Here is a 20,418-nt window from a genome sequence, read left to right as displayed (position 1 = left end):
ACCAGTGAAGGTGATGGCAATCAAAAGATTACGGGCTGATGTTTATGTCGTCAGCTATTGCTGGTCCGATTCTGCCAGGTCGTCTTGCTCCTGGCCCAAGAGCGATAATTCCAACAATGCATAACGGTGCTCAACGAAGTTATGTACGTTGTTAGCAACCGCTAATTTGAACAGTGCCGTAGCGCTGTCCATATCCCCCAGACTTAGGTAGTACTTACCTAAATAGAAGTTGGTTTCACTGAGATGCTCAGCGAGCGAGGTGTTATCCGTTGCGTCCGCCTTGAGGCGTTCCATCAGCGTTGCTTCGCTAATGTTGCCCAGGTAGAACTCGACAATGTTCCATCCCCACTGTTCCTTGTCCGATTTCTCGAAGCGCTGTTTCAGTGCTTCTTTGGCCTGCTTCTCATCAAGCTTCTGCTCAACGATGTAAAGCCACAGGCTGCGGAAAGGATCATTAGGATCGTCTTGATAAAACGCCAGCAGATCATCTTGCGCTAACTTATCACGTCCGCCGTAATACAATGCGATACCGCGATTCAAGTGCGCGTAGTTGTAAGTTGGATCAAGCTCAAGTACAGAATCAAACGCTTCATAGGCAGCATCAAAATTGCCTGCCTGCGTTAAATAAATGCCTAAGTAATTGAATACTTCAGGCATATCAGGTCGAATCGCCAGCGCTTGTGAAAAATCATTTCGCGCCAGTGCCCTCAGACCGAGACTATCATACAACACTCCGCGCTCATATAAAAGCTGTGCGCGTTCGTCATCGGTTAAAGCCCGACTGGCAAGTATTTGTTCCATGCGTGCCAGAATGACTTCCTGCTGCAAAGTCGGTTGCAATGGCACTGCGAGGACTTCGCTCTTACGCCAGGCAGAGTTGCTGCATCCTGCCAGCGTTAAAGCTGTCGCAACGAAACACCAGCGCAAAAAAGGCTTCATTTCCCACTCCCGAAGACAACTATTGGATGAACGTCCTGTCCCCCGGCGGCTTAACAAGGCGTCCTGCCTGATAATAAGCCCTCCGCCTGCGCGGAGGGCAAATGGCAACCTTACTCGCCTTGCTGTTCAGCAGCCGGAGCTTCCGGCGCCGCAGCAGGCTGAGACTGCTCGGTTGCTTCTTTAATGCTCAGACGGATACGGCCCTGGCGGTCAACTTCCAGAACTTTCACCGGTACTTCCTGACCCATTTGCAGGTAATCGGTCACTTTCTCAACGCGCTTGTCAGCGATCTGAGAGATGTGTACCAGACCTTCTTTACCGCCACCGATGGCAACGAATGCGCCAAAGTCAACGATACGGGTCACTTTACCATTGTAGATACGGCCCACTTCGATTTCTGCCGTGATCTCTTCGATACGACGGATAGCGTATTTCGCTTTCTCGCCGTCGGTTGCTGCGATCTTCACAGTACCGTCATCTTCGATTTCGATGGTGGTGCCCGTCTCTTCGGTCAGTGCACGGATAACGGAACCGCCCTTACCGATAACATCTTTGATCTTGTCTGGATTGATCTTGATGGTGTGAATACGCGGAGCGAATTCAGAGATATCACCGCGTGGCGCGTTGATAGCCTGTTCCATCACGCCCAGGATGTGCAGACGCGCACCTTTAGCCTGGTTCAGAGCAACCTGCATGATCTCTTTGGTGATACCTTCAATTTTGATATCCATCTGCAAGGCAGAGATACCGTCGCGGGAACCCGCCACTTTGAAGTCCATATCACCCAGGTGGTCTTCATCACCCAGAATGTCAGACAGAACAACGTAGTTGTCGCCTTCTTTCACCAGACCCATTGCGATACCCGCAACGGCGGCTTTAATTGGCACGCCTGCATCCATCAGCGCCAGAGAAGCACCACACACGGAAGCCATGGAAGAAGAACCGTTGGATTCAGTGATTTCAGACACCACACGTACGGTGTACGGGAATTTGTCTGCTTCTGGCATCACTGCCAGCACGCCGCGCTTCGCCAGACGACCGTGACCAATTTCACGACGCTTCGGTGAGCCAACCATACCGGTTTCGCCCACAGAGTACGGAGGGAAGTTGTAGTGGAACAGGAAGCTGTCAGTGCGCTCGCCCATCAGTTCGTCGATGATCTGTGCGTCACGTGCAGTACCCAGGGTCGCGGTTACCAGCGCCTGCGTTTCACCACGGGTGAACAGCGCAGAACCGTGAGTACGTGGCAGTACGCCAGTACGCACGTCCAGACCACGGATCATGTCTTTTTCACGGCCATCAATACGCGGCTCGCCTGCCAGTACGCGGCTACGAACAACGTTTTTCTCGATGGCATGCAGGATTTCACCAATTTCGTTAGCGTCCAGCGTTTCGTCTTCGGCAACCAGGGTCGCGGTTACTTCAGATTTGATCACATCAACCTGAGCATAGCGCTCCTGTTTGTCGGTGATGCGGTATGCGTCGCTCAGACGAGATTCTGCCAGTGCAGCAACGCGTGCGTTCAGCGCGTCGTTGGCCGCTTCTGGCTGCCAGTCCCAACGTGGTTTACCGGCTTCTTTCACCAGGTCGTTGATGTTCTGGATAACAACCTGCTGCTGGTCGTGGCCGAAGACCACAGCGCCCAGCATCTGGTCTTCGCTCAGCAGTTCAGCTTCGGATTCAACCATCAGCACCGCGGCTTCAGTACCGGCGACAACCAGGTCCAGCTTACTCTCTTTCAGCTCTTCCTGAGTTGGGTTCAGCACGTACTGATCATTGATGTAACCCACGCGCGCAGCACCGATTGGACCATTGAATGGAATACCAGACAGTGACAGGGCAGCAGACGCACCGATCATCGCAACGATGTCCGGGTTAACCTGCGGGTTAACGGAAACAACGGTTGCGATAACCTGCACTTCGTTCACGAAGCCTTCCGGGAACAGCGGACGAACCGGGCGGTCAATCAGACGCGCGATCAGGGTTTCGCCTTCGCTTGGACGGCCTTCACGACGGAAGAAGCCACCTGGGATTTTACCGGCAGCGTAGGTACGCTCCTGGTAGTTAACGGTCAGTGGGAAGAAGTCCTGACCTGGTTTAGCTTTTTTCTGGCCAACTACGGTAACGAATACAGCAGTGTCATCCATGCTTACCATAACGGCAGCAGTAGCCTGACGCGCCATCATGCCGGTTTCCAGCGTGACGGTATGCTGACCATACTGGAATTTACGAACGATCGGATTCAGCAAAGTTCTGTCCTTTCTTAAATGTTTGAAAGCACACCTCAGGTGTGCTGACGATTTAACCCGACCTTCTTCGCATCCTCGCGACTAATGACAACCGACACCCCCATGGGTGAAGCCTCTCATTAGCCGCGCGAACCTCTGCAATGAAGATCATTTATAGCAACAATACAATAGTTTCCATTGAATTGCTGCCGTCTGGTTGAAAAAAGGGGCCATCAGGCCCCCTTTTCTGAAACTCGCAAGAATTAGCGACGCAGACCCAGACGCTCGATCAGCGCGGTGTAGCGTGCAACATCTTTACGCTTCAGGTAGTCGAGCAGTTTACGACGCTGAGAAACCATACGCAGCAGACCACGACGGCTGTGGTGATCTTTTTTGTGCTCTGCAAAGTGACCTTGCAGGTGGTTAATCTGTGCAGTCAGCAGTGCAACCTGAACTTCGGTAGAACCGCTGTCGTTAGTACCACGACCAAACTCAGAAACGATTTTAGCTTTAGCTTCAACGCTTAGAGACATTTTCAAACTCCAAAGTATAAAGAATGTAAGGATGCCGATCTCTAATTCAGCTATCCCATGTACGCCCCGCAGATTGTTAAACAATTTACCAGGCGTTAAGCGGCGATATTCTACTCGTCTCCCCTGCTTATCGCAAGGTAAGGCGTTATCACCGTCACGCTTCGACCGGATATTCGACGACCAGACGACGCGGCGCCACACGCCCTTCGCCGTCCATTTCGCCCATACCGATGAATTTCCCTTCGTCACCTTCCGTCACGCGTACCAGGCCCTCAAGCGGTGCCCCCGTTGTGCGAACCGGGTTTCCGTTCTTAAAGTAAACGGACGATGTTAAAGGAAGATTAACAACCGGGAAGTCCACTGCCGGACTGTCCATTGGCATCAGCAGCGGGTCCAGCAGATCGGCCGGCGCAACGCCCTGCGCTTGCGCCTGCTCAATCAGGGCGTGCAGATGCTCAAGCGTCACCATGCGTTCGACCGGATATTTGCTGACCGCCAGACGACGCAGATAAATCACATGCGCGCCGCAGCCCAGCTTTTCACCGAGGTCATCAATGATGGTGCGGATATAGGTCCCTTTCGAACAGTGTACTTCCAGCTCGAGTTCATCACCTTCGTGACGAATGAACAGCAGCTCATACACTGTAATCGGACGAGCTTCGCGCGGAACCTCAATGCCCTGACGTGCATATTCGTAGAGCTTTTTGCCCTGATATTTCAGCGCCGAATACATCGACGGCACCTGTAGCGTATCACCACGGAAGCTGTCCAGCGCCGCATCAAGTTGCTCTGCGCTGAAGGTCACCGGGCGCTCTTCCACCACCTGGCCATCTGCATCGGAGGTATCCGTACGCTGGCCCAGTTTGGCAATCACGCGGTAGCGCTTATCGGAATCCAGCAGGTACTGGGAAAACTTTGTCGCTTCCCCCAGGCAGATCGGCAGCATGCCGGTTGCCAGCGGATCCAGCGCGCCAGTGTGCCCTGCTCGGTTGGCGTTATAAATACGCTTCACTTTTTGCAGCACGTCGTTGCTGGATGCGCCCTGTGGTTTATCCAGCAAGAGCACGCCATGCACGTCACGACCGCGACGACGAGGACGACTCATCAGTCCTCCTTGCTGTCGTCCGCCGGGTTAACACGACGCTCATCGTCATGTTTCACCACGCTGGTCACCAGGTTGGACATACGCATACCTTCAACCAGCGAGTTGTCGTAGAAGAAGGTCAGCTCTGGCACGATACGCAGGCGCATCGCTTTGCCAAGCAGAGAGCGAATGAAACCAGAGGCTTCCTGCAACGCTTTAATGCCGTTCTTCACAGCGTCTTCATCCTGATCATTCAGGAAAGTTACAAACACTTTGGCGTACGCCAGGTCGCGGGACATTTCCACGCCAGACACGGTGGTCATCATACCCACGCGTGGATCTTTGATTTCACGTTGCAGAATGAGAGCGATCTCTTTCTGCATCTCCTGCGCGACGCGCTGTGGGCGACCAAATTCTTTCGCCATAATAAATTCTCCAGACAAAAAAGGGGCTTAAGCCCCTTTTTAAAATTACTGCCGGGTGGCGCTTCGCTTACCCGGCCTACGCTAATTAATCTTCAGTTGACGAAGATTACGCGATGGTACGCTGAATTTCGATGATCTCGAACACTTCGATCATATCGCCAACGCGAACGTCGTTGTAGTTCTTCACGCCGATACCACATTCCATGCCGTTACGAACTTCGTTAACGTCATCTTTGAAGCGGCGCAGGGATTCCAGCTCACCTTCGTAGATAACCACGTTGTCGCGCAGTACGCGGATTGGGTTGTGACGCTTAATGGTCCCTTCGGTAACCATACAGCCCGCGATCGCACCGAATTTCGGTGATTTGAACACGTCACGTACTTCAGCCAGACCGATGATCTGCTGTTTCAGCTCAGGAGACAGCATGCCGCTCATCGCTGCTTTCACTTCGTCAATCAGGTTATAGATGACGGAGTAGTAACGCAGATCCAGGCTTTCAGCATCAATCACTTTACGCGCAGATGCGTCAGCACGAACGTTGAAGCCAACCAGGATCGCGTTTGACGCTGCTGCCAGAGTTGCGTCGGTTTCGGTGATACCACCTACGCCAGAACCGATGATCTTCACTTTCACTTCGTCGGTAGACAGTTTCAGCAAGGAGTCGGAGATCGCTTCCACAGAACCCTGAACGTCCGCTTTCAGAACAACGTTCACTTCGTGAACTTCGCCTTCGGTCATGTTGGCGAACATATTCTCGAGTTTAGATTTCTGCTGACGAGCCAGCTTCACTTCACGGAATTTACCCTGACGATACAGAGCGACTTCACGCGCTTTCTTCTCGTCACGTACGACGGTTACTTCGTCACCGGCAGCCGGAACACCGGACAGCCCCAGGATTTCCACTGGAATGGACGGACCCGCTTCCAGCACTTCCTGACCCAGTTCGTTACGCATCGCGCGAACGCGACCGTATTCGAAACCACACAGAACGATGTCGCCCTTGTGCAGAGTACCTTCGCGAACCAGAACGGTTGCAACCGGACCACGACCTTTATCCAGGAAGGATTCGATTACCGCGCCGCTCGCCATACCTTTACGAACCGCTTTCAGCTCCAGAACTTCAGCCTGAAGCAGGATAGCGTTCAGCAGGTCGTCGATACCGGTACCTGCTTTTGCAGATACAGGGATGAACTGTGCTTCACCGCCCCACTCTTCCGGCATAACGCCGTACTGGGACAGTTCGTTCTTCACGCGATCCATATCAGCTTCTGGCTTATCGATTTTGTTGACTGCAACAACCAGAGGCACCTGCGCCGCTTTCGCGTGCTGGATAGCTTCAATGGTCTGTGGCATCACGCCATCGTCGGCAGCAACAACCAGAACAACGATATCCGTTGCCTGAGCACCACGAGCACGCATTGAGGTAAACGCTGCGTGGCCTGGGGTATCCAGGAAGGTGATCATGCCGTTTTCGGTTTCTACGTGGTAAGCACCGATGTGCTGGGTAATACCACCCGCTTCGCCGGAGGCAACCTTAGTAGAACGGATGTAGTCAAGCAGAGAGGTTTTACCGTGGTCAACGTGACCCATGATGGTCACAACCGGTGCGCGCGGTTCAGCCGCTGCGCCCGTATCACGGTCGCTCATTACTGCTTCTTCCAGCTCGTTTTCACGACGCAGGATAACTTTGTGGCCCATCTCTTCGGCAACCAGCTGTGCGGTTTCCTGGTCGATGACCTGGTTAATGGTGGCCATTGCGCCCAGTTTCATCATCGCTTTGATGACCTGAGAGCCTTTCACCGCCATTTTGTTAGCCAGTTCGCCAACGGTGATAGTTTCGCCGATCACAACGTCACGGTTAACGGCCTGAGCAGGCTTCTGGAAGCCCTGCTGGAGAGCGGAACCTTTACGCTTGCCGCCTTTACCGCCGCGAACCGCTGCACGCGCTTCTTCACGGTCAGCTTTTGATTCAGCGTGTTTGTTACCTTTTTTCGCAGGACGCGCAGCTTTTGCACTGCGAGTACGACCACGACCACCTTCTACTTCGCGGTCGTTGTCGTCTTCTGCCTGACGCGCATGCTGAGACGTGGTGACGTGATAATCGCTGGTATCTTCAGTTGGTTCAGCGGTATTCACACCATTCTTCTCGTTTTCTTCTGCCATGCGACGCGCTTCTTCGGCGACGCGGCGAGCTTCTTCTTCAAGCTTGCGGCGGGCTTCTTCTTCCGCTTTACGCTTCAGCTCGGCAGCTTCATTTTCACGGCGGGCTTTTTCAGCCTGGGCAGTTTTGGTCATTTCGTCGGTCTGTTGATTGCTCACTTTGTCTTTTTCCGCAGCGTCACGCTTCGCTTTTTCACCGGCGTCGCGTTTCGCTTTTTCTGCGGCCTCACGTTCAGCTTTTAATTCTGCTTCACGTTTGGCAGTGGCTTCTGCCTCACGCTGAGCTTGTTCTTCCGCTTCACGCTGTGCCTGCTCTTCCGCGGCAAGGCGTTCTGCCTCTTGCGGATCACGTTTTACAAAGGTGCGCGTCTTGCGGACTTCAATTTGTACCGACTTGCTTTTGCCACCGGTACCAGGGATGTTCAACGTGCTACGCGTTTTACGCTGTAGCGTTAACTTGTCAGGCGTAGAGCCGTGTTCACGGTTCAGGTGCGCTAACAAGGTTTGTTTTTCTTGCGCGGTCACCGAGTCATCAGCGGACTTCGGGATCCCTGCATCAGCAAATTGCTGTACCAGGCGGTCCACGGAGGTCTGAATCTCAGCAGCCAGCGATTTTACAGTTACATCAGTCATGCTGTTCCTTCCTGCTACAGTTTATTACGCTTCGTCGCCGAACCAGCAAATATTACGTGCGGCCATGATGAGTTCGCCGGCTTTCTCGTCGGTTAAACCTTCGATATCGGCCAGGTCATCAACGCCTTGCTCAGCGAGATCTTCCAGCGTACAAACACCACGGGCAGCCAGCTTGAACGCAATCGCACGATCAAGACCTTCCAGATTCAGCAGGTCATCAGCCGGCTTCTTATCGCCAAGGCTTTCTTCCTGAGCCAGCGCCAGGGTGGTCAGTGCGTTTTTAGCGCGTTCACGCAGGGCTTCAACGGTTGGTTCATCCAGACCGTCAATTTCCAGCAGCTCTTTCATTGGCACGTAGGCCAGTTCTTCCAGCGTAGAGAAACCTTCTTCAACCAGCACAGTGGCGAAGTCTTCGTCAATGTCCAGGTATTTGGTGAAGGTATCGATCGCCGCGTGGGCTTCAGCCTGATGCTTGGCCTGAAGGTCATCAACGGTCATCACGTTGAGTTCCCAGCCGCTCAGCTGTGACGCCAGACGTACGTTCTGACCGTTACGGCCAATTGCCTGCGCCAGGTTGCCCGCTTCTACAGCGATATCCATGGTGTGTTTGTCTTCGTCAACAACGATAGACGCCACATCAGCCGGTGCCATTGCGTTGATCACGAACTGCGCCGGGTTGTCGTCCCACAGAACGATATCAATGCGCTCGCCGCCCAGTTCGGTAGAAACCGCCTGAACACGTGCGCCACGCATACCGACGCAAGCACCGACCGGGTCGATACGCTTGTCGTTGGTTTTCACCGCAATTTTCGCACGGGAACCCGGATCGCGGGCCGCCGCTTTGATTTCGATAACTTCTTCGCCGATTTCCGGCACTTCGATACGGAACAGTTCAACCAGCATTTCTGGTTTAGAACGCGTCACGAACAGCTGTGCACCACGCGCTTCAGGACGTACGGCATACAGCACACCACGAATACGGTCGCCTGGGCGGAAGTTTTCACGCGGCAGCATGTCTTCACGCAGGATCACGGCTTCAGCGTTACCCGGCAGCCCTTCGGATTTGATCTCCAGAGAGATGTTGTCGCGGTTCACTTTCTTCACCACGCCAGTGATGATTTCGCCTTCCTGATCGCGGAACTGATCGACAACCAGCGCGCGCTCGGCTTCGCGAACTTTCTGCACGATAACCTGCTTCGCGGTCTGGGTGGTGATACGGTCGAAGGTAACAGATTCAATCTGATCTTCAACGTAGTCACCCACGTTCAGACTTTCGTCTTCAAAACGTGCCGCTTCCAGGGTGATCTCTTTGGTCGGTTGGGTCACTTCTTCAACGATTACCCAACGACGGAATGTATCGAAGTCACCGCTTTTACGATCGATTTCTACGCGAACATCGATCTCTTGTTCGTATTTTTTCTTGGTTGCTGTAGCCAGTGCACTTTCCAGCGCTTCGAAAATCTTCTCACGCGGCAGTGATTTCTCGTTGGAGACGGCTTCAACAACAGCCAAAATTTCTTTGTTCATCGCGGGCTTTTCACCTCAATCCAGACTGTTAAAAGTGGGGAACCAGGTTCGCCTTCTGGATATTACTCAGCGCGAACACTTCATCTTTGCCTTCGACTGTCACCGTGATCATTTCACCATCAACGGCTTTGATAATTCCCTGCCATTTACGGCGGTTCTGTACGGCCATACGCAGAACGAGAGCCACTTCTTCACCGGTAAAGCGCACGTAGTGCTCGGCCGTGAACATCGGACGATCGAGGCCAGGTGAGGAAACTTCCAGGTTGTACGCAACGGTAATCGGATCTTCAACATCAAGAACCGCACTCACCTGGTGGCTGACATCAGCACAATCATCAACATTGATGCCATCTTCACTATCAATATAGATGCGCAGTGTGGATGTACGGCCGCGAACGAATTCGATGCCGACCAGTTCGTAGCCCAGTGCTTCGACCGGCGCAGTAATCATCTCTGTTAATTTTTGCTCTAATGTGGACAAGCCCACCCCCAAGACATAAAAAAAGGGCGTAAAGCCCAGTTATTCTGTAGTCAGATAACAAAAAACCCCGATAAATCGGGGCTTTAGATAACTGAACCCTATAGCCACAACTGTGGCCTGGAGCACTCTCCGAAAGCATTTTTTCAAATCCAGCTACGAAGGCTCTAAGTCTTCACAGTATATTTGAAAAAGAACTTTATGGGAAAGTGGTTGCGGGGGCCGGATTTGAACCGACGACCTTCGGGTTATGAGCCCGACGAGCTACCAGGCTGCTCCACCCCGCGCCTGAAACGTGGCAAATTCTACGCGTTTTGGACAGAATTTGCAAATAATGCTGGGATTTGGTACCGAAGACGGGACGTAAAATCGGCATTCAGTATATTGATAGTTGACCCCACCTGTCAACCCAACTTCGGCCAGGGCAATAAAAGGGAAATTTTTACAAAAAACGCACACGTCTCTTTCGGTCGTCGATAAAAGATGATTAAATGAATACTCACTTATTTTGCATAAACATGCATCGAGAGCGAAAGCGGTCTCTAATCAGTCAATCAAGCAGGGTTTTATTATATGACGACGATTCTCAAGCATCTCCCGGTAGGACAACGTATTGGCATCGCTTTTTCTGGCGGCCTGGATACCAGCGCTGCACTGCTGTGGATGCGCCAGAAGGGAGCGGTTCCTTATGCATATACTGCGAACCTGGGTCAGCCGGACGAGGAAGATTATGACGCGATCCCTCGTCGTGCCATGGAATATGGCGCAGAGAACGCACGTCTGATCGACTGCCGTAAGCAGCTGGTCGCCGAAGGGATTGCCGCGATCCAGTGCGGTGCTTTCCATAACACTACCGGCGGCCTGACCTATTTCAATACCACCCCGCTGGGTCGTGCCGTCACCGGCACTATGCTGGTCGCCGCCATGAAAGAAGATGGCGTGAACATCTGGGGGGACGGTAGCACCTATAAAGGCAACGATATTGAACGTTTCTATCGTTATGGCCTGCTGACCAACGCCGAGTTGCAGATCTACAAACCGTGGCTGGATACCGACTTCATCGACGAGCTGGGTGGCCGTCATGAAATGTCTGAGTTTATGATTGCCTGCGGCTTTGACTACAAGATGTCGGTTGAGAAAGCCTACTCAACCGACTCCAACATGCTGGGTGCGACGCACGAAGCGAAAGACCTGGAATTCCTGAACTCCAGCGTAAAAATTGTTAACCCGATCATGGGCGTGAAGTTCTGGGATGAGAACGTGAAGATCCCGGCGGAAGAAGTGACCGTGCGTTTCGAACGTGGTCATCCGGTTGCCCTGAACGGTAAAACGTTCTCCGACGATGTTGAACTGATGCTGGAAGCAAACCGCATCGGCGGTCGTCACGGGCTGGGTATGAGCGATCAGATCGAAAACCGTATCATCGAAGCAAAAAGCCGCGGCATTTACGAAGCTCCAGGGATGGCGCTGCTGCACATCGCTTATGAGCGTCTGCTGACCGGTATTCACAACGAAGACACCATTGAGCAGTATCACGCTCATGGCCGTCAGCTGGGCAAACTGCTGTATCAGGGTCGCTGGTTTGATCCACAGGCGCTGATGCTGCGTGACGCCCTGCAACGTTGGGTGGCAAGCGCCATCACCGGCGAAGTGACCCTGGAACTGCGTCGCGGTAACGACTACTCCATCCTGAACACCGTGTCTGACAACCTGACCTATAAAGCAGAGCGTCTGACCATGGAGAAAGGTGAGTCAGTATTCTCTCCGGACGATCGTATTGGCCAGCTGACCATGCGTAACCTGGACATCACCGATACCCGTGAGAAGCTGTTCAACTATGTTGAGAATGGCCTGCTCTCCGCGAATTCCGGTAATGGTCTGCCGCAGGTTGAGAACCTGGAACACAGCGATAAGAAGTAATCGACAGCAAGACATGCAAAAGGCGCCCAATGGGCGCCTTTTTTGTGGTCTTCGTAGGCCCGGTAAGCGCAGCGCCACCGGGCAAAACGGCGGGTGGCGCTGCGCTTACCCGCCCTACAATAGATCGGAAACACAGAATATAAAGACGAAAAAAAAGACGTCTTGCGACGTCTTTCTTCTGGAATATTGGTACCGAGGATGGGACTCGAACCCACAAGCCCGTTAGGGCACTACCACCTCAAGGTAGCGTGTCTACCAATTCCACCACCTCGGTACGGAATACTTACTGCGGGATATCGCTGGTTGGCTTAGCCGGTGCAGCTGGCTGAGTTTGCTCAGTTTTTGCTGGCGCGCTCAGATTTTCCCACTCGCTTCCTTTACTGGTCTTGTTGCTGTTGATATTGCCCAGCACCAGGCTGATAATGAAGAACAGCGTAGCCAGAATCGCCGTCGTGCGGGTCATGAAGTTCGCAGAACCACTTGAACCGAACAGCGTACCGGAAGCGCCTGCTCCGAAGGAGGCTCCCATATCAGCGCCTTTACCTTGCTGTAGCATAATCAGCGCTACGAGAGCGATGGCTACAATAAGGAAAATAACTAAAAGAGCTTCGTACATAATCAACCTGTTCCTTGCGGATTTGCCGCATACCAATGCTTCGACCAATTAGCAGGATTTTGTTTCCCACTGAAGCGGGTGTGAATACTAACCAAAGCGAATCACCTTCGCAAGGGCATTTTCGAGGCATTGTATCAACTGCGGAAAAAAACAGCAAAAAGCCATTAATTGTTTAAAACAAAGGCGGCAAACGCCGCCTTTTTAAACACTTATTCTGAAAGATTATGCAGCTTTGACTGCATCCGCAATGCGGTGCGCAAATTCAGTCACCTGCGCTTCGTCTTCGCCTTCCACCATCACGCGGATCAGCGGCTCGGTACCCGACTTACGCAGCAGGACGCGCCCACGGCTGCCAAGCGTCGCTTCCACCTCTGCCATCACCGCTTTCACGTTATCATTTTCCAGCGGGTCACCTTTACCCGCGGTGAAACGCACGTTGACCAGGATCTGCGGGAACATTTTCATGCCGCTGCACAGATCGTGCAGGCTCATATGGTTACGCGCCATCGCGGCAACAACCTGAAGCGCCGCCACAATGCCGTCACCGGTGGTGGTTTTATCGAGCAGGATCACGTGGCCGGAGTTTTCCGCGCCAATACGCCAGCCTTTCTCCTGGAGTTTTTCCAGCACGTAGCGGTCACCCACTTTCGCACGAACAAACGGGATGCCCAGCTGTTTCAGCGCCAGCTCCAGACCCATATTGCTCATCAAAGTGCCCACCGCGCCACCGCGCAGTTGCCCCTGACGCAGGCCTTCACGCGCAATGATGTAGAGGATCTGATCGCCATCGACCTTGTTACCTTCGTGATCAACCATGATCACACGGTCACCATCGCCATCCAGGGCAATACCCAGATCGGCCTTTTCAGCCAGGACACGCGCTTGCAAGGCACGCACGTCTGTCGCGCCAACTTCTTCGTTGATGTTCAGACCGTCCGGCTCGCAGCCGATAGTGATCACTTTCGCACCCAGCTCGCGGAACACATTCGGCGCAATGTGGTAAGTCGCACCGTTTGCACAGTCCACCACAATTTTGAGGTGTGCCAGGCTCAGTTCATTCGGGAAAGTGCCTTTGCAGAATTCAATGTAGCGGCCTGCGGCATCGACAATACGGTTGGCTTTACCCAGCTCAGCGGAGTCAACACAGGTGATCTCTTTTTCCATTTCCGCTTCAATCGCCTCTTCCACGTCATCCGGCAGTTTAGTGCCGTCGATGGAGAAGAATTTGATACCGTTGTCATAGAACGGGTTATGGGAAGCGGAAATGACGATGCCCGCTTCCGCACGGAAGGTACGGGTCAGATAGGCAACAGCAGGAGTTGGCATTGGCCCCGTAAAGGAAGCAGAAAGCCCCGCCGCCGCCAGCCCGGCTTCCAGCGCGGATTCCAGCATATAACCCGAAATACGGGTATCTTTACCAATAATGATCTTACGGGAGCCATGACGCGCCAGCACTTTCCCCGCTGCCCAGCCCAGCTTCAGGACAAAGTCAGGGGTAATTGGCGCATCGCCTACGCGCCCACGGATGCCATCGGTACCAAAATATTTACGATTACTCATAGCGTTTGTTTTCCTTCGCTGCCAGTGTGGCTTCCACCACACGCATGGCTTCTACTGTTTTTTTTACGTCATGGACGCGAATGATGTGTGCACCTTGCATCGCGGCAATCACCGCGCAGGCCAGACTGCCGCTCAGACGTTCGCTCGGCCCGACATTCAACAACTGACCAATCATCGATTTTCTCGACATTCCCACCAGCAGTGGCAGGCCGAACTGATGAAACTCTGATAAGCGCGCAAGCAACGCGTAATTGTGTGAGAGATTTTTACCGAAACCGAAGCCCGGGTCGAGCAGCAATTTCTCTTTTGCGATACCCGCACGTTCACAGCGTTCGATATGCTCAATAAAGAAGCGGGTGACGTCGGCAAACACGTCTTCATATTTTGGCGCCTCCTGCATTGTCTTAGGCTGGCCCTGCATATGCATCAGACACACCGGTAGCCCGGTTTCTGCGGCGGCTTCAATCGCGCCCGGCTCGGTCAGCGAGCGGATATCATTGATAATGTGAGCGCCCACTCTCGCCACTTCACGGATCACTTCGGGTTTGGAGGTATCAACAGAGATCCACACTTCAAAGCGCCGGGCGATAGCCTCCACCACCGGCACCACGCGCGCCAGCTCTTCTTCCACCGAAACCTCCGCCGCGCCAGGCCGCGTTGACTCCCCTCCAACGTCAATGATGGTGGCACCCGCGTTAATCATTAAATTCGCGTGTTTAACCGCGTCGATAAGCGAATTATGCGTGCCGCCGTCAGAGAAGGAATCAGGCGTGACATTCAGGATCCCCATCACATGGGGATGTGAAAGGTCGAGATGCGAGTCCTGGGCGAATAGTTTCATGGTGAAGTCCCTGGGATTAATGTGGTTAAACAGATAAGAAAAACCCCGGAGCAAGCTCCAGGGTTTGAGATACAGACAAACGCTTCAACAGCAGTGACTTACTTGTCGCCTAACTGCTCTGACATGGTGTTGCCCGGGTTTGGCGTACGCGGTTCATCGACCGGACGCGGCGCACGCGGGGTGCCATTGTTGTCAGAATTGTTAGACGCGCCTGGGTCTTCCCAGCCTGCCGGCGGACGCACTTCGCGGCGCGCCATCAGGTCGTCAATCTGTGGTGCATCGATGGTCTCATATTTCATGAGCGCATCTTTCATCGAATGCAGGATGTCCATATTGTCGTTCAGGATCTGACGGGCGCGAGCGTAGTTACGTTCAATCAGCGCTTTCACTTCCTGGTCGATGATACGTGCCGTTTCATCGGACATATGTTTCGCTTTTGCCACGGAGCGGCCCAGGAACACCTCGCCCTCTTCCTCTGCATACAGCAGCGGACCGAGTTTATCGGAGAAGCCCCACTGAGTCACCATGTTACGCGCCAGGTTTGTCGCCACTTTAATATCGTTCGACGCACCGGTGGAAACATGTTCCGCACCGTAGATAATCTCTTCAGCCAGACGACCGCCGTACAGGGTTGAAATCTGGCTTTCCAGCTTCTGACGGCTGGCGCTGATCGCGTCGCCTTCAGGCAGGAAGAAGGTCACACCCAGCGCACGACCGCGTGGAATGATCGTCACCTTGTGTACCGGATCGTGTTCCGGCACCAGACGACCGATAATCGCGTGGCCCGCTTCGTGATATGCCGTGGACTCTTTCTGCGCTTCCGTCATCACCATGGAGCGACGTTCCGCACCCATCATGATTTTGTCTTTCGCTTTCTCAAATTCCACCATGGACACCACGCGCTTGTTACCGCGAGCGGCAAACAGGGCTGCTTCGTTGACCAGGTTAGCCAGATCCGCACCGGAGAAGCCTGGAGTACCACGCGCGATGATTGCCGCGTCGATATCTGGCGCCAGCGGTACGCGACGCATATGCACTTTCAGAATCTGTTCACGACCGCGAACATCCGGCAGACCGACCACAACCTGGCGGTCGAAACGGCCTGGACGCAGCAGCGCAGGGTCAAGTACGTCCGGACGGTTAGTTGCCGCGATAACGATGATACCTTCGTTACCTTCGAAGCCGTCCATCTCAACCAGCATCTGGTTCAGCGTCTGCTCACGTTCATCGTGACCACCACCCAGGCCTGCGCCACGCTGGCGGCCTACGGCGTCGATTTCATCGATGAAGATGATGCACGGTGCTGCCTTCTTAGCCTGCTCGAACATGTCACGCACACGAGATGCACCGACACCCACGAACATTTCAACGAAGTCAGAACCTGAAATAGTAAAGAACGGCACCTTCGCTTCACCCGCGATGGCTTTTGCCAGCAGGGTTTTACCGGTACCCGGAGGGCCGACCATCAGGACGCCTTTCGGGATCTTACCGCCCAGTTTCTGGAAACGGCTCGGCTCGCGTAGGTATTCAACCAGTTCACCCACCTCTTCTTTTGCTTCGTCACAACCTGCTACGTCAGCAAACGTAGTCTTGATCTGGTCTTCCGTCAGCATACGCGCCTTGCTCTTACCGAACGACATGGCACCTTTGCCACCACCGCCCTGCATCTGGCGCATAAAGAAGATCCAGACGCCGATAAGAAGCAGCATCGGGAACCAGGAAATGAAGATAGAAGCCAGCAGGCTTGGTTCTTCCGGCGGCTCGCCTACCACTTTGACGTTTTTGGTCAGAAGGTTATCAAGCAGCTTAGGATCGTTCACCGGGATGTAAGTCGTGTAACGGTTACTATCTTTCTTGGTAACGTTGATCTCACGTCCGTTGATACGCGCTTCGCGAACCTGGTCCTGATTGACCTCTTGCAGGAAGGTAGAATAATCCACCTTGCGGCCATTCGACTCGCTGGGCCCAAAGCTCTGGAATACTGACATCAGCACAACGGCAATGACCAGCCAGAGTATTAGGTTTTTCGCCATGTCACTCAAGGGATTAACCTCATATTACAACTGTGTTAAAAACAGCGTCAGGATACTCTATATCCAGTTTCATTCAAACTTTCGTCTGAAATCTCCCGGTTATCATTTTCGCCCGGTCGCTACAATATACACTTCACGGGAACGGGCCCGGGAAGAGTCCGGCTTACGAACTTTAACCTTCGCAAACAGGGAGCGAATTTCCTTAAGATACTCCTCGAAACCTTCGCCCTGAAACACCTTCACAACAAAACTACCACCAGGCGCTAGTACATCACGACACATTTCTAACGCTAGTTCCACCAGATACATGGCGCGGGGGATATCCACCGCCGGTGTTCCACACATATTTGGCGCCATATCCGACATGACAACCTGGACCTTACTGTCACCTACACGATCAAGTAATGCTTTAAGCACTAATTCATCACGAAAGTCGCCCTGAAGGAAGTCGACACCGACGATGGGATCCATTGGTAAAAGATCGCATGCGATGATTCGGCCCGTTCCGCCGATCTGCGTAACCGCATACTGGGACCACCCGCCAGGTGCCGCACCGAGGTCGACCACCGTCATTCCCGGTTTAAAAAGTTTGTCACTTTGCTGTATTTCATCAAGTTTAAACCAGGCGCGGGAACGCAACCCCTTTTTCTGCGCCTGTTGAACATATTTATCGCTAAAGTGTTCCTGAAGCCAGCGGCTGGAGCTGGCAGAACGCTTTTTACCTGTCATTTAACATTTCCGTCCTGGTTCATCGTTGCTTGCCTGTGACGTAAATTTCTACGCAGCTATTTGGCGATATTAGGGAGATGGCGGTAGAATGAACCGTTTTCAATCCCAACGTAAGCAAAAATATACGATGAATCTGAGTACTAAACAAAAACAGCACCTTAAAGGTCTGGCACATCCGCTCAAGCCTGTAGTGATGCTTGGCAACAATGGTTTGACCGAAGGGGTGCTTGCCGAGATTGAACAAGCGCTGGAACACCACGAGCTGATCAAGGTGAAAATCGCCTCTGAAGACAGAGACACAAAAAACCTGATCGTGGAAGCCATCGTGCGCGAAACCGGCGCCTGTAATGTACAGGTCATCGGTAAAACGCTGGTGCTCTATCGCCCATCTAAAGAGCGCAAAATCTCGCTGCCACGTTAAGGATATCCTGAATCGAACACATTTTCTGTGTGAAACGAGGGATTTCTTTCAGCAGGCGAGCAAAATGCCATGCTCCTTGAGTTGATAAAAGGCCGCTATGCGGCCTTTTTCTTTTCTTTACAATGTATCAACATCTTAGTAGAGAAGCGAATTACAGATATTCAACCTTAATAATTTCGTATTCTACTTCACCACCAGGGGTGCGGATGGTGACCACATCGTCCTGCTCTTTGCCAATCAGGCCACGAGCAATTGGCGAGTTCACCGAAATCAGGTTCTGTTTGAAGTCCGCTTCATCATCACCCACGATGCGATAGGTCTGCTCTTCGTCGTTGTCCAGATTCAGGACGCTGACGGTAGAACCGAAGATAACACGGCCATTATTTGGCATTTTGGTGATATCAATAACCTGCGCGTTAGACAGTTTCGCCTCGATATCTTTAATGCGCCCCTCACAGAAACCCTGCTGCTCACGCGCCGCGTGGTATTCAGCATTCTCTTTCAGGTCGCCATGCTCACGCGCTTCCGCGATAGCGGCGATGATTTCAGGGCGACGCACGGATTTCAGAAAATCCAGCTCTTCGCGCAGTTTTTCGGCACCACGTAAGGTCATCGGAATAGCTTGCATTTGTTATACCTCTTAAACATTCCTGTTGGGAGCAGTGTTCCCTGCTCCAGCCCACCTGAACAGGCCAGAAGCAAAAAGAAAACCGACCCGGGAGCAACGCCCCAGGTCAGCAGCAATTTTTCAATTTGATACGCATTTTACCGCGAAGTTCACTATGGGTCATCGTTTACTTTACAGTGCCATGCACCGTAGTATGACGGTTTGTTTTCGGGTTGTTAGCGCGAGATTATGCGATTTTCCAGTTTTATCATCGGATTGACTACCAGTATAACGTTCACCGTTCAGGCCGCGAATGTTGATGAGTACATTAATCAACTGCCCGCCGGCGCGAACCTTGCCCTGATGGTGCAGAAGGTTGGCGCGCAGGCTCCCGAGATTGACTATCACAGTCAACAGATGGCGCTGCCTGCCAGTACCCAGAAGGTGATCACCGCCCTCGCCGCTCTGCTCCAGCTCGGGCCTGACTTCCGTTTTACTACCACCCTTGAAACCAGAGGTAACGTTGAGGGTGGCGAACTGAAAGGCGATCTTATCGCCCGTTTTGGTGGCGATCCCACCTTTAAGCGCCAGGATGTCCGCAACATGGTGGCGGTACTGAAAAAATCCGGCGTAACAAAAATTGATGGCAACGTGCTGATCGACACCTCCATTTTCGCCAGCCACGATAAAGCGCCTGGCTGGCCATGGAACGACATGACGCAGTGTTTTAGCGCCCCGCCAGCCGCCGCCATCGTTGACCGTAACTGCTTCTCCGTATCGCTTTACAGCGCGCCAAAACCAAATGACTTAGCGTTTATCCGCGTGGCGTCTTACTACCCGGTCACGATGTTCAGCCAGGTGCGGACGCTGGCGAAAGGCTCCCCGGAGGCACAGTATTGCGAGCTGGACGTGGTACCGGGCGATCTCAACCGCTATACGCTCACCGGCTGCCTGACCCAGCGGGCCGATCCACTCCCGCTGGCCTTTGCCATTCAGGATGGCGCAGGTTATGCCGGTGCCATTTTTAAAGATGAACTGAAGCAGGCGGGCATAACCTACACCGGAACGCTGCTGCGCCAGACGCAGGTGAATGAGCCAGGCACGGTGATTGCCAGCAAACAGTCCGCGCCACTGCATGATTTGCTTAAGATTATGCTGAAAAAGTCGGATAACATGATTGCCGACACGGTATTCCGCATGATCGGGCACGCGCGCTTTGGTGTGCCGGGCACCTGGCGGGCCGGTTCTGATGCCGTACGTCAGATCCTGCGCCAGCAGGCGGGTATCGATCTGGGCAATACGATCGCCGTTGATGGTTCCGGTTTATCGCGTCATAACCTGATCTCGCCGGCCACCATGATGCAGGTGTTGCAGTACATTGCTCAGCATGACGCTGAGCTAAACTTTATTACGATGCTGCCGCTTGCCGGACACGACGGCTCTCTTCAGTACCGCGCGGGCCTTCACGCTGCGGGCGTGGATGGCAAAGTTTCAGCCAAAACGGGTTCCCTGCAAGGCGTTTACAACCTTGCCGGTTTCATCACGACCGCCAGCGGACAACGCATGGCATTTGTGCAGTATCTTTCCGGCTATGCCGTCGAACCGGCTGACCAGCGCAATCGCCGTATTCCACTGGTACGTTTCGAAAGCAGGCTCTATAAGGACATCTACCAGAATAACTAG

General features: G+C 53.2%; 17 protein-coding genes and 2 tRNA genes. 3 read left to right on the top strand and 16 right to left on the bottom strand.

What is annotated here, in order from left to right; translation table 11 throughout:
* Positions 1 to 54 precede the first annotated feature (54 nt).
* From nlpI to DD606_RS01185, 9 genes are all read right to left on the bottom strand, one after another.
* On the bottom strand, positions 55 to 939 hold the full coding sequence (gene nlpI, locus DD606_RS01225; RefSeq protein WP_003861782.1) for a lipoprotein NlpI: 885 nt from the start codon (positions 937 to 939) through the stop codon (positions 55 to 57).
* A gap of 110 nt (positions 940 to 1,049) precedes the next feature.
* Complete coding sequence (pnp, locus tag DD606_RS01220; protein ID WP_003861786.1) at positions 1,050 to 3,188, bottom strand: polyribonucleotide nucleotidyltransferase; 2,139 nt, start codon at positions 3,186 to 3,188, stop codon at positions 1,050 to 1,052.
* Positions 3,189 to 3,430: 242 nt separating this feature from the next.
* Positions 3,431 to 3,700 carry a 30S ribosomal protein S15 gene (gene rpsO, locus DD606_RS01215; protein ID WP_003861789.1) on the bottom strand — a complete coding sequence of 90 codons (270 nt, stop codon included), beginning with the start codon at positions 3,698 to 3,700 and terminating at the stop codon, positions 3,431 to 3,433.
* A gap of 154 nt (positions 3,701 to 3,854) precedes the next feature.
* Positions 3,855 to 4,805 carry a tRNA pseudouridine(55) synthase TruB gene (gene truB / locus DD606_RS01210; protein WP_003861791.1) on the bottom strand — a complete coding sequence of 317 codons (951 nt, stop codon included), beginning with the start codon at positions 4,803 to 4,805 and terminating at the stop codon, positions 3,855 to 3,857.
* Positions 4,805 to 5,209 carry a 30S ribosome-binding factor RbfA gene (gene rbfA, locus DD606_RS01205; protein WP_003861793.1) on the bottom strand — a complete coding sequence of 135 codons (405 nt, stop codon included), beginning with the start codon at positions 5,207 to 5,209 and terminating at the stop codon, positions 4,805 to 4,807. The genes truB and rbfA overlap by 1 nt, the downstream gene beginning before the upstream one ends.
* A gap of 106 nt (positions 5,210 to 5,315) precedes the next feature.
* Positions 5,316 to 8,003 carry a translation initiation factor IF-2 gene (gene infB, locus DD606_RS01200; protein ID WP_003861796.1) on the bottom strand — a complete coding sequence of 896 codons (2,688 nt, stop codon included), beginning with the start codon at positions 8,001 to 8,003 and terminating at the stop codon, positions 5,316 to 5,318.
* 24 nt (positions 8,004 to 8,027) lie between these two features.
* Positions 8,028 to 9,530, bottom strand: coding sequence for a transcription termination factor NusA (nusA, locus tag DD606_RS01195; protein WP_003861798.1), 1,503 nt, complete (start codon positions 9,528 to 9,530; stop codon positions 8,028 to 8,030).
* 28 nt (positions 9,531 to 9,558) lie between these two features.
* Positions 9,559 to 10,011 (bottom strand): ribosome maturation factor RimP, encoded by a 453-nt coding sequence (gene rimP / locus DD606_RS01190; protein ID WP_014833432.1) that lies wholly within the window; start codon positions 10,009 to 10,011, stop codon positions 9,559 to 9,561.
* 207 nt (positions 10,012 to 10,218) lie between these two features.
* Positions 10,219 to 10,295 (bottom strand) — tRNA-Met (locus DD606_RS01185).
* Between the two features lie 286 nt (positions 10,296 to 10,581).
* Between DD606_RS01185 and argG the strand changes: the two genes are divergently transcribed.
* The gene (gene argG / locus DD606_RS01180) at positions 10,582 to 11,928 is read left to right on the top strand and encodes an argininosuccinate synthase (protein ID WP_022649518.1); all 1,347 of its coding nucleotides are present in this window, start codon (positions 10,582 to 10,584) and stop codon (positions 11,926 to 11,928) included.
* Positions 11,929 to 12,115: 187 nt separating this feature from the next.
* On the opposite strand, the gene DD606_RS01175 is transcribed toward argG, so the two are convergent.
* The 6 genes from DD606_RS01175 to rlmE form a co-directional block, all read right to left on the bottom strand.
* Positions 12,116 to 12,202, bottom strand: a tRNA-Leu gene (locus DD606_RS01175).
* 9 nt (positions 12,203 to 12,211) lie between these two features.
* Complete coding sequence (gene secG, locus DD606_RS01170) at positions 12,212 to 12,544, bottom strand: preprotein translocase subunit SecG (protein ID WP_003861803.1); 333 nt, start codon at positions 12,542 to 12,544, stop codon at positions 12,212 to 12,214.
* 222 nt (positions 12,545 to 12,766) lie between these two features.
* The gene (glmM, locus tag DD606_RS01165) at positions 12,767 to 14,104 is read right to left on the bottom strand and encodes a phosphoglucosamine mutase (RefSeq protein WP_003861804.1); all 1,338 of its coding nucleotides are present in this window, start codon (positions 14,102 to 14,104) and stop codon (positions 12,767 to 12,769) included.
* On the bottom strand, positions 14,097 to 14,945 hold the full coding sequence (gene folP, locus DD606_RS01160) for a dihydropteroate synthase (RefSeq protein ID WP_129258083.1): 849 nt from the start codon (positions 14,943 to 14,945) through the stop codon (positions 14,097 to 14,099). The genes glmM and folP overlap by 8 nt, the downstream gene beginning before the upstream one ends.
* A 98-nt stretch (positions 14,946 to 15,043) precedes the next feature.
* Positions 15,044 to 16,978, bottom strand: a complete 1,935-nt coding sequence (gene ftsH / locus DD606_RS01155; RefSeq protein WP_003861810.1) for an ATP-dependent zinc metalloprotease FtsH — start codon at positions 16,976 to 16,978, stop codon at positions 15,044 to 15,046.
* A 102-nt stretch (positions 16,979 to 17,080) separates the two neighbouring features.
* Positions 17,081 to 17,707, bottom strand: coding sequence for a 23S rRNA (uridine(2552)-2'-O)-methyltransferase RlmE (gene rlmE, locus DD606_RS01150; protein WP_003861812.1), 627 nt, complete (start codon positions 17,705 to 17,707; stop codon positions 17,081 to 17,083).
* Between the two features lie 127 nt (positions 17,708 to 17,834).
* Here rlmE and yhbY point away from each other — a divergent pair, with 127 nt between their 5' ends.
* Positions 17,835 to 18,128, top strand: a complete 294-nt coding sequence (yhbY, locus tag DD606_RS01145; RefSeq protein WP_003861814.1) for a ribosome assembly RNA-binding protein YhbY — start codon at positions 17,835 to 17,837, stop codon at positions 18,126 to 18,128.
* Positions 18,129 to 18,279: 151 nt separating this feature from the next.
* Here the strand turns inward: yhbY and greA are convergent, their stop codons facing one another.
* Positions 18,280 to 18,756, bottom strand: coding sequence for a transcription elongation factor GreA (gene greA, locus DD606_RS01140; protein ID WP_006812122.1), 477 nt, complete (start codon positions 18,754 to 18,756; stop codon positions 18,280 to 18,282).
* Positions 18,757 to 18,984: 228 nt separating this feature from the next.
* Between greA and dacB the strand changes: the two genes are divergently transcribed.
* On the top strand, positions 18,985 to 20,418 hold the full coding sequence (dacB, locus tag DD606_RS01135; protein WP_003861817.1) for a serine-type D-Ala-D-Ala carboxypeptidase: 1,434 nt from the start codon (positions 18,985 to 18,987) through the stop codon (positions 20,416 to 20,418).

It is taken from the genome of Enterobacter cloacae complex sp. GF14B, assembly GCF_004136805.1.
In the GTDB taxonomy this organism is placed as follows: domain Bacteria; phylum Pseudomonadota; class Gammaproteobacteria; order Enterobacterales; family Enterobacteriaceae; genus Enterobacter; species Enterobacter hormaechei_C.
The sequence above is the reverse complement of the archived record's forward strand: the minus strand, read 5'-3'. Positions and strand labels throughout refer to the sequence as shown.

Coding starts and splice junctions, on each gene's coding strand:
- greA (WP_006812122.1), bottom strand. CDS start 18,756: ATGCAAGCTATTCCGATGACCTTACGTGGTGCCGAAAAACTGCGCGAA.
- argG (WP_022649518.1), top strand. CDS start 10,582: ATGACGACGATTCTCAAGCATCTCCCGGTAGGACAACGTATTGGCATC.
- rbfA (WP_003861793.1), bottom strand. CDS start 5,209: ATGGCGAAAGAATTTGGTCGCCCACAGCGCGTCGCGCAGGAGATGCAG.
- dacB (WP_003861817.1), top strand. CDS start 18,985: ATGCGATTTTCCAGTTTTATCATCGGATTGACTACCAGTATAACGTTC.
- nusA (WP_003861798.1), bottom strand. CDS start 9,530: ATGAACAAAGAAATTTTGGCTGTTGTTGAAGCCGTCTCCAACGAGAAA.
- yhbY (WP_003861814.1), top strand. CDS start 17,835: ATGAATCTGAGTACTAAACAAAAACAGCACCTTAAAGGTCTGGCACAT.
- folP (WP_129258083.1), bottom strand. CDS start 14,945: ATGAAACTATTCGCCCAGGACTCGCATCTCGACCTTTCACATCCCCAT.
- infB (WP_003861796.1), bottom strand. CDS start 8,003: ATGACTGATGTAACTGTAAAATCGCTGGCTGCTGAGATTCAGACCTCC.
- truB (WP_003861791.1), bottom strand. CDS start 4,805: ATGAGTCGTCCTCGTCGTCGCGGTCGTGACGTGCATGGCGTGCTCTTG.
- rpsO (WP_003861789.1), bottom strand. CDS start 3,700: ATGTCTCTAAGCGTTGAAGCTAAAGCTAAAATCGTTTCTGAGTTTGGT.
- nlpI (WP_003861782.1), bottom strand. CDS start 939: ATGAAGCCTTTTTTGCGCTGGTGTTTCGTTGCGACAGCTTTAACGCTG.
- glmM (WP_003861804.1), bottom strand. CDS start 14,104: ATGAGTAATCGTAAATATTTTGGTACCGATGGCATCCGTGGGCGCGTA.
- ftsH (WP_003861810.1), bottom strand. CDS start 16,978: ATGGCGAAAAACCTAATACTCTGGCTGGTCATTGCCGTTGTGCTGATG.
- rlmE (WP_003861812.1), bottom strand. CDS start 17,707: ATGACAGGTAAAAAGCGTTCTGCCAGCTCCAGCCGCTGGCTTCAGGAA.
- secG (WP_003861803.1), bottom strand. CDS start 12,544: ATGTACGAAGCTCTTTTAGTTATTTTCCTTATTGTAGCCATCGCTCTC.